Origin of the sequence: Streptomyces hirsutus (genome assembly GCF_001418415.1) — a bacterium.
In the GTDB taxonomy this organism is placed as follows: domain Bacteria; phylum Actinomycetota; class Actinomycetes; order Streptomycetales; family Streptomycetaceae; genus Streptomyces; species Streptomyces hirsutus.
Genome location: NZ_LIQT01000118.1, coordinates 1 through 8,689, shown reverse-complemented (window position 1 = coordinate 8,689; position 8,689 = coordinate 1). Strand labels below are relative to the sequence as shown.

Here is an 8,689-nt window from a genome sequence, read left to right as displayed (position 1 = left end):
CCCTCTCACCGCCCCCCCTCGCCGGCCCTCCTCACCGGCTCCCGCTCACCGGCCTCCCGCGGCAGCCCTCACCGGCAGCCGTCCGTCACGTCGAGCAGGCGCTGCGCCTCGCCCAGCGCCTCCCGCAGGGCCGCGGGGTCGGTGGCGAGGTCGGTGCCCTCGGGCGGCAGCAGCCAGTCCGGGCCCTCCACCGGCGGCCCGGGCGCGGACGCCTCGAAGGCGGGGGCCAGGGGCAGTCCACGGCCGTAGGTCTCCCTGCAGGTGCTGCCCGGCACGTCCCACCCCGCGGCCGTCCCCGGCGGCACCAGGAACCCGAGCGTGCACCCGCCGTCGTCGTGCAGGACGGGGCCCACCGCGTCGCCCGTCCCACCGCGCCGGAGGATGTCGACCGCCTCCAGCCCCTGGCGGGTCGGAACCGTCACCACCTCGCAGCAGTCCGGCGGCCCGCCCCGCGGCGTTCGGGGTTCACTGCTTCGGCTGTTCGTCATCCCGGCCTCCACCTTCCGGCCTTCGCATCTTCGGCCTCCACCACACGCGCTCCTGCGGCCCCGNNGGCCCCGCCCGTCCGGACGGGCGGGGCCAGGTACCGGGCACGGTGGACCGGGAGCCGAGCGCGCTCCCGGTCCACCGGGTTCTCCGTCTCCCGGTCCACCGGGTTCAACGCGGCGGGCCGTCCACGGCTACGGCGGAACCCAATAGCACAGAATGGCAGTTCATGGCGGATCACGGATGAGATATCCGGTTTGTTGCCAAACTTTGCGTGGTGACTCCGTCACAGCAGGTACGTTCTTGCCCGCCGGCACCAGAGCGGCGCCACGCGGCACATGGACGCACCATGACGAACCGCAAGGAACCGCCCTGAGGTCCGGCATGGTTCGACGGTTCGCAGAGAGGACCCGGCCATGGCGTCGTCAACGGTGCCCTCGTCACAGCCCGACCGGCCCCCGCGGCCGAATCTCGTCTTCCGGCAACTGCGCGGACCGCGCTCGCCGGCCGAGTTCGCCGCGTCGGTCCGCCGGGCCGCCCGCGAGATCGGCGAGCGGGTCAGCTGTGACGCGCGGTACGTGCACCGGGTGGAAGCGGGCGAGATCCGCTGCCCCAACTACGCCTATGAACGGGTGTTCCTGCACATGTTCCCCGGCCGCACGCTGACCGACCTGGGCTTCGCGCCCCGCTCGTCGGTCCGCGGGCGCCGGACGCGGGACGACGGGGGCACTCCCCCGGCGCCCGTCGGGGTCCCGGCGCTCGTCACGCGTGAGAGCGGCGGAGCCCCCGAGCCGTCCGACCCGCAGAACCCGTACGACACGCACCACGACTACGAGGAGAGCGACGTGCTGCGTCGCGCATTCATGACCGGCGGGGGCGCCACGGTGGCCGCCGTCTCACTGGGCCCGCTCGCGCTCGCCCCGGACGCCTCGGCGGCACAGCGCGCCGTGCGCCGTCCCGGTGCGAGCGACGCCGGAGCCCTGGAAGAAGCGGTCCGCCGCATCCGGCTGCTCGACGACCGGCACGGGGCCGACGGCCTCTACCGGCGGGCCTCCGCACCGCTGCGCGCCGCCTACGCCCTGCTCGACGCCGGCGCGACCCGGCAGCGGACGGCGGACCGGCTGTACGCGGGCGCCGGTGAACTGGCCATCTCCGTGGGCTGGCTGGCGCACGACTCGGGCCGCTTCGACGACGCCCGCTCGCACTACGCGGAGGCGCTGGCGACCGCGCGGGTGACGGGGGACCCGGGGCTCGAGGCGCACGCCTTCTGCAACACGGCGTTCCTCGCCCGCGACGCGGGCCGGCCGCGGGAGGCGGTGCGGGCGGCGCAGGCCGCGCAGCGGGCCGCGCACCCGCTCGGCTCGCCCCGGCTGATGTCGCTGCTGGCGCTGCGCGAGGCGGGCGGCTGGGCGGGGCTCGCCGACCGGCCGGGCTGCGAGCGGGCGCTGGCCCGCGCGCAGGCCTACTTCGACCGCGGCACCGCGTCGGCCGACCCCGAGTGGATGACCTTCTACGGGGAAGCCGAACTGGAGGGCCTGGAAGCCCAGTGCTGGTCCACCCTGGGCGACTGGCCGCGGGCGGCCCGGCACGCGCGGCGGGCGGCGGAGCTCCAGGACCCGCACTTCACCCGCAACATCGCTTTGTACACGGCGGAGCTGGCGGACGACCTGGCGCGCGGCGGACACCCCGACGAGGCGGCCGCGGCGGGGATGCGGGTACTGGACCTGCTGCCGGAGGTCCAGTCGTCCCGGGTCCGGACGATACTGGCGGGCACGGCCCGCGTCCTGCTCCCGCACCGCCGCGCCGCCGGCGTCTCGGCCTTCCTGGACCGCCACGCCTCGCTCCCCCGCGCGCTGTGACCGGCCCCCGCGCGGGTGGCCGGCGGGGACGGCGGCTCCGGGGCGTTCAGCCCGCCAGGTGCCCCAGGTCGTTCCAGCTCTCGACGGCCGGTTCCCCGTACGCCCAGCCCAGGACCGACAGGGAGGTCGGGTTGAGGCGGATACGGGCCGCGAAGTCGAGCGGCAGCCCCAGCCAGCGGGCGCCGATGGAGCGCAGGACGTGCCCGTGGGCGAAGACCAGGACGTCACGGTCGGCGGAGCGCGCCCAGGCCACCACCTCGTCCGCGCGGGCCGTCACCTCGGCGAGGGTCTCCCCCTCGGGGACACCGTCCCGCCAGATCAGCCAGCCGGGGCGGTCCGCCTGTATCTCCGCGGGGGTCAGGCCCTCGTAGGCGCCGTAGTGCCACTCCATGAGGGTGTCCCAGGGCTGCGCGCGCTCGCCGAACCCGGCGAGTTCGCAGGTCTCCCGCGCGCGGGAGAGCGGGCTGGTGCGCACCTCGACGCCCGGCAGCCCGTCGTACGGCGGCCGGTGCAGGCGCTCGCCGAGCAGCTTGGCGCCCTGCCGGCCCTCGTCCAGGAGCGGTACGTCGGTCCTGCCGGTGTGCTTGCCGGACAGCGACCACGCGGTCTGTCCGTGCCGGGCCAGCAGCATGCGCGGTGCCATGGGAGACCTTCCGGAGAAATCACAGGCGGAACCCCTCCATCATCGCGCACCCTGGATACGGGCAACCCGGGGGACGATCCCAGCGTCTATCAGGGCCGAGGCGCCTCCGCGGAGGCGCGTCCACGCCGTAGAGTGGCCGACCGCCATGGAGGCGCCGTACAGGAACGAGGGGGAGGGCGATCGGATGCCGCACACCGAGACACCGGGTACCGAAGGGGCCCCGGCGACCCGGCTGCGCTGGTGGACCGAGCTGCCGCTGATCCTCCTCGTGTACGCCTGCTACTCGGCGGGGCGGCTGCTCGTCCGGGGCGATGTCACCGACGCCGTGAACCACGGTCTGGCGATCCTGCGCATCGAGCAGGCGCTCTACCTCAACGCCGAGCACCCGCTGAACCGTCTCTTCACGCGCGAGCCGTGGCTGGGGATACCGGCCGACTTCTGGTACGCGTCGCTGCACTACCTGGTGACGCCCGCGCTCCTGGTCTGGCTGTTCCGCTCCCGCGCGGTGCACTTCCGCGCCGCCCGCACCTGGCTGATGACGTCGACGTTCATCGGGCTGATCGGCTTCACGCTGCTGCCCACCTGCCCGCCCCGGCTGCTCGACGCGAGCCACGGCTTCGTCGACACCATGGCCCAGTACAGCTCGTACGGCTGGTGGGCCGGCGAGGCCAGCGCCCCCAGGGGACTGGGCGGTCTGACCAACCAGTACGCGGCGATGCCGAGTCTGCACGTGGGCTGGGCCCTGTGGTGCGGCGTGATCCTATGGCGGCACGGCGGTACGCGCCTGGCGAGGATCGCCGGTGTGATCTATCCGCTGGTGACGGTCGTCGTGGTGATGGGCACCGCCAACCACTACTTCCTCGACGCGGTCGCGGGGGTCGCCGTGATGGGCGCCGGACTGCTGCTCACGCCGGTCGTGCTGCGGAACACGGACCGGGTGAAGGCCCTCGTGCCGCCGCGCTTCGCACCGGTCCCGGTGGCCTCTTCCGCCTCGGGTTCCCCGATTGTCAGTGACGGGTGCCAGACTTCCGCGGGTGAGCAATTTCCAGGGCAGCGGCAGCAACAGCTCGAGCCACGGCTCGCCTCCGGAACCGGACCGGGCGACTCCCCTCCGGCCCGGGGGGAAGACGCCGAGACAGCTGCGGCACCGGCTCGCTGAGCTGCGCGGTCCGGACGTACGGGCCAAGGCGCTGGACGCGCGCGCCCTGGCCGCCCTGGCCGCCAACCCGGGCTGCGAGCGGCGCGCGATCCTCGACGGCGCGGGAGTGGACAAGGCCACGCTCGCGGGCGCGTTGGGCTCCCCGTCGGTCTTCGGCCAGTCCCAGTTCGCGTTCGTCCGGGGCAACGCGTTCGAGGCCAAGGTCAAGGCCGACGGCGGTACGGAACTGCTGCGGCTGGTCCACGAGAAGCTGGACCGCTCGGCCGAACCGCCCGCCGCCGCCCGCGTGCCCGACCTGTCCGCGGCGGGCCACGCGGGGCGTGCGGCGCGTACGGAACTGGCGCTGGGCGAGGCCGTCCTGGCGCCGGGGGAGTGGACGCTGCTCGACCATCCGCTGCTCGCGCTGGACGTCGCCGGCTCCCCGGCCTTCCTGGAGCCGGACGCGGTGGTGGTGCACCCGGACGGCAGGTGGACGGTCGTGGAGATCAAGTCCTTCCCCCTGCTGGACGGCTCCGCAGATCCGGCGAAGGTCGGCGCGGCGGCCCGGCAGGCGGCGGTGTACGTCCTCGCGCTGGAGGAGGTCGCCGCCCGCCTCGCCACCGCCCCGGACGCCCCCGGTGAGGCCCCCCGCGTGCGGCACCGGATCCTGCTGGTGTGCCCCAAGGACTTCTCCAACCTGCCGACCGCGTCCGCCGTGGACGTGCGCAAGCAGCGTGCGGTGACCGCCCGTCAGCTGGCCCGGCTCACCCGCATCGAGCACATCGCGGACGCGCTCCCCGAAGGCATCTGCTTCGCCCCCGAACTGCCCCGCGAGCAGCTGACGGCGTCCGTGGAGTCCGTCCCGGCGAGCTACGCGCCGGAGTGCCTGTCCGCGTGCGAACTGGCCTTCCACTGCCGGGACCGTTCCCGCGCACAGGACGCGGTGACCACCCTGGGCCGCCCGGTCCGTGCCGAACTGGGCGGCCTGACGACGGTCGAGGACGTACTGGCGGCGGCCCGCGGAGAGCTCGGCGACCCCGGTGATCCGACGGTCGCCGCCCTGCGCAGGGCGGCGGCGCTGCGCGCGGAGGCACTCGCCGGAGCGGAAGCGCCCACCGGCGCGCAGGCCCTCGCCGGCGTGCCGGGAACCGCCCCCGCGGAGGTGGCCCCTTGTCTCTGATCACCACCCTCGCCCGTCTCGAGGCCGTCAGCACCGGCCGCGCCCGGCCCGCCGCCACCGTCCGGCACCGGCATCTGTCCGAGCGGCCCCTGGTGTTCGTGCCGCTGACCACCGCCGGAGAGGCGGGCGCCCCGCTGGGCGCGCTGGTGGGCACCGACCGGGACGCGCCCCGGCTGCTGGCCGTACCGCAGCCGCGCGACCGCGACCTCAGGTTCGCATTCCTGGCCGAACTGGCCGACGTGGTCCTGCCCTACATCGACGGCTGCGCCGAGGCCGTGGAGGCCGCGGAGCGCAGCGAGACCGACCCGGAGACCGGCAAGCGGGTCAAGGTCGAGGTCGAACTGTGCGCGGACGCGCCGCAGCTGATCGTGCCGAGCCGGGCCGGTGTCGACCTCGTACGGCTCCTCGGCCGTTCCACACGGTTCCGGCGCACGGCGGAGCAGGACCCGGAGGCGCCCTTCCCGGCGCCGCCCCGGGTGCCGTTGCTCGGGCGGTGGCTGACGCACTTCGGGGAGCGGGCCCGGGTGCCCGGGTCGTCGCTGCTGCCCGCCATGACCGATCTGCTGAGCCGGCACTGGGCGACCGGGCAGTCCTCCCTGGAGGACCAGCACCTGGGGGCGCTGCTCGCGTGGATCGACCCGCCCCCGGGCCGCTCGGGCGCCGAGGCCGCGCGGGAGGCGGAGCTGGCGCGGGACGCCGACGGGCAGTTGCGGTGCCCGCCCGCGGGCCCGGCGACCGACCCGGCGTTCGACAACAGACTGCTCGCCCCGGCGATCGAACGGTACGACCGCGCCCGTACGGCGCTCGCCGCCGCCCAGGACGGCCTGGAGGCCGACGAGCGGCTCGGCGCGCTGACAGCGGCCGAGCAGGAGATCCGCAAGCTGGTGGAGAGCCGTACGCGGCCCACCTGGGACGCGGTGTGGCGGGGCCTGGACCTGCTGCGCGCACTGCCCGAGGGCGCGCGGGTCGAGGAGCGGTGGACACGCGACCGCTGGTCGTTCACCGGCCACCGGGACCGGGTGCTGGCCGGAGAGCCGCCGCAGCCGCGCCGCGACGACGCGGTGACCGCGGCCAACAAGCTCGCCACGCGCGAGCGGGAGCAGGCCCGGCTCGAAGCGCAGGAGGCCTTGGACGACCCGCTGGTGATGGCGGGGCGGCGGCTGTCCGGGGAGGCCTTCGCGGGCGAGGTCACCGACGTCGTCATGGCGTACAGCGAGAGCAAGCGGCCGAGCCCCCGCCCGCTGGTCACCGTCCGCACGGACGACCGCCCGCACCTGGGCGCGCGAACCCGGGTGTACCGCTCGCTCGGCGGGAAACCACAGGCGGCCGAGTTCATCGGGTACGAGGACGAGGACGAGACCGACGGGCACCAGACCGACGGGCACGGGAGAGACTGCGCCGAAGAGGGACCGGCCGGGGAGGGACCGGCCGGGGAGGGGCTGTCCGGGAAGGGGCCGGCCGCCGGCGGGCTGCTCGTCCTGCGGATCATGGACAAGATGGGCCGCGGCAAGGAGCCGGAGGCGGGCTCGGTGCCGGAGAAGGGCGACCGCCTCTGCTTCACCCTGTTCGAGCACGAACCGCGCGGCGGGGCGAAACTGCCCGACCCGGAGGAGACGCCGTGGACGCACGGCGGCCCGCCCGGCGCGGAGGCCGCCACACCGGAGGCCGCCGACCCGGTGACCGAGGAGGACGTGCTGTGACCACCGAGGCCGCAAGGACCCCCGAAACCGCCGAGGCCGTCTTCGACGCCGGCGCGGCCGCCACCCGTGCCACCGACGCGATCCTGCGCGACACCCTGCACGGCACCGCCCGCGGGGTGGTCGTCGACTCCCCGCCCGGCGCCGGCAAGTCCACCCTCGTGGTCCGAGCGGCGCTGGAACTGGCCGAAGCGGGCCGCCCGTTGATGGTGGTGGCACAGACCAACGCCCAGGTCGACGACCTGGTGCTGCGGCTCGCCGAGAAGAACCCCGGGCTGCCGGTCGGCCGGCTGCACAGCAGCGACACCGACCCGTACGACAAGGCGCTCGACGGACTGGACAACGTCCGCAAGTCGGCGAAGGCGGCCGACCTCGCCGGGCTCGACGTGGTCGTCTCGACGGCCGCCAAGTGGGCGCACGTCAAGGGCGTCGAACCGTGGGCGCACGCGATCGTCGACGAGGCGTACCAGATGCGTTCGGACGCGCTGCTGGCCGTGGCCGGGTTGTTCGAGCGGGCGCTGTTCGTGGGGGATCCGGGGCAGCTGGACCCGTTCTCGATCGTGGGCGGCGAGCAGTGGGCGGGGCTGTCGTACGACCCGTCCGCGTCCGCCGTGACCACCTTGCTCGCGCACAATCCCGAGCTGCCGCAGCACCGCCTGCCGGTGTCGTGGCGGCTGCCCGCCTCGGCGGCGCCCCTGGTGTCGGACGCGTTCTACCCGTACACGCCGTTCCGCAGCGGCACCGGGCACGGCGACCGGCGGCTCGCGCTCGGGGTCCCGTCGGACGGTTCGGGGCCCGACCGGGTGATCGACGAGGCCGCCGAGTCCGGCTGGGGCCTGCTGGAGCTGCCCGCCCGGCACACCCCCCGCACCGACCCGGAGGCGGTGCGGGCGGTGGCGCTGGTGGTCCGCCGGCTGCTGGACCGGGAGGGCGCGTCGGTCTCGGAGCGGTCCGAGGACGCGGCGCCGCTCACCGCCGACCGGATCGCCGTCGGCACCGCGCACCGCGACCAGGCGGCGGCGGTACGGGCGGCGCTGGCCGGGCTGGGGGCGGCGGACGTCACCGTCGACACGGCGAACCGGCTCCAGGGGCGGGAGTTCGACGTCACGGTGGTGCTGCACCCGCTGTCCGGCCGCCCCGACGCCACCGCCTTCCACCTGGAGACGGGCCGGCTGTGCGTGCTGGCCTCCCGGCACCGGCACGCCTGCATCGTGGTGTGCCGGGCGGGCGTCGGCGACCTGCTGGACGCGTACCCGTCGACGGAACCGGTCCAGCTGGGCACCCTCGTGAAGTTCCCGGACGGCTGGGAGGCCAATCACGCGGTCCTGGCCCATCTCGCCCGGCACCGGATCACCTGGCAGCCCTGAGCCCCCTGTTCCGGCACCTGCCCGGCGGACGTCCGGCACGCTCCGCCCGGCACGCCGGACGGAGCCCGGGACACCGCCGGAGGCCGCCGACGAACACCGCCCCGGACGGCCGGGAGGCCGACCACGCGGTCCTGGCCCACCCCGCCCGGTACCGGGTCGCCCGGCAGCCCCGGCCCCACCGGCCCCGAGGCCCTCTTGCGGGACGCGGGAGAATGGAAGGCGGCCCGCTCCCCCAGTGGGCCGAAGCGCACGCACGAGCAAGGACGAAGGAGAAGACATGGCGGAGCCCACGCCGCGTCGGGACGAACCGCGGCTACGC

Annotated in this window: 7 protein-coding genes; 5 read left to right on the top strand and 2 right to left on the bottom strand. The window is 75.3% G+C overall.

What is annotated here, in order from left to right:
* Window positions 1-68: 68 nt before the first annotated feature.
* The gene (locus AOK11_RS09775; RefSeq protein WP_079034738.1) at window positions 69-488 is read right to left on the bottom strand and encodes a hypothetical protein; all 420 of its coding nucleotides are present in this window, start codon (window positions 486-488) and stop codon (window positions 69-71) included.
* A gap of 414 nt (window positions 489-902) precedes the next feature.
* Between AOK11_RS09775 and AOK11_RS09770 the strand changes: the two genes are divergently transcribed.
* The gene (locus AOK11_RS09770; protein WP_055593266.1) at window positions 903-2,345 is read left to right on the top strand and encodes an NsdA family TPR-like regulatory protein; all 1,443 of its coding nucleotides are present in this window, start codon (window positions 903-905) and stop codon (window positions 2,343-2,345) included.
* Window positions 2,346-2,391: 46 nt separating this feature from the next.
* Here AOK11_RS09770 and AOK11_RS09765 read toward each other — a convergent pair whose 3' ends face one another.
* Window positions 2,392-2,988, bottom strand: a complete 597-nt coding sequence (locus AOK11_RS09765) for a histidine phosphatase family protein (RefSeq protein WP_055593265.1) — start codon at window positions 2,986-2,988, stop codon at window positions 2,392-2,394.
* Window positions 2,989-3,172: 184 nt separating this feature from the next.
* Between AOK11_RS09765 and AOK11_RS09760 the strand changes: the two genes are divergently transcribed.
* Genes AOK11_RS09760 through AOK11_RS09745 form a run of 4 tightly spaced genes read left to right on the top strand, consistent with a single transcriptional unit; the run spans window position 3,173 to window position 8,370 of the window.
* Window positions 3,173-4,147, top strand: coding sequence for a phosphatase PAP2 family protein (locus tag AOK11_RS09760; RefSeq protein WP_055593269.1), 975 nt, complete (start codon window positions 3,173-3,175; stop codon window positions 4,145-4,147).
* A complete protein-coding gene (locus AOK11_RS09755) occupies window positions 4,128-5,306 on the top strand; it encodes a hypothetical protein (RefSeq protein ID WP_055593268.1) in 1,179 nt (392 codons plus the stop codon). Before AOK11_RS09760 ends, AOK11_RS09755 begins: the two co-directional genes overlap by 20 nt.
* Entirely contained in the window at window positions 5,297-7,006 is a 1,710-nt protein-coding gene (locus AOK11_RS09750) for a hypothetical protein (protein WP_055593264.1), read from the top strand. The genes AOK11_RS09755 and AOK11_RS09750 overlap by 10 nt, the downstream gene beginning before the upstream one ends.
* Window positions 7,003-8,370 (top strand): AAA family ATPase, encoded by a 1,368-nt coding sequence (locus tag AOK11_RS09745; RefSeq protein WP_055593263.1) that lies wholly within the window; start codon window positions 7,003-7,005, stop codon window positions 8,368-8,370. Before AOK11_RS09750 ends, AOK11_RS09745 begins: the two co-directional genes overlap by 4 nt.
* Window positions 8,371-8,689: the final 319 nt, after the last annotated feature.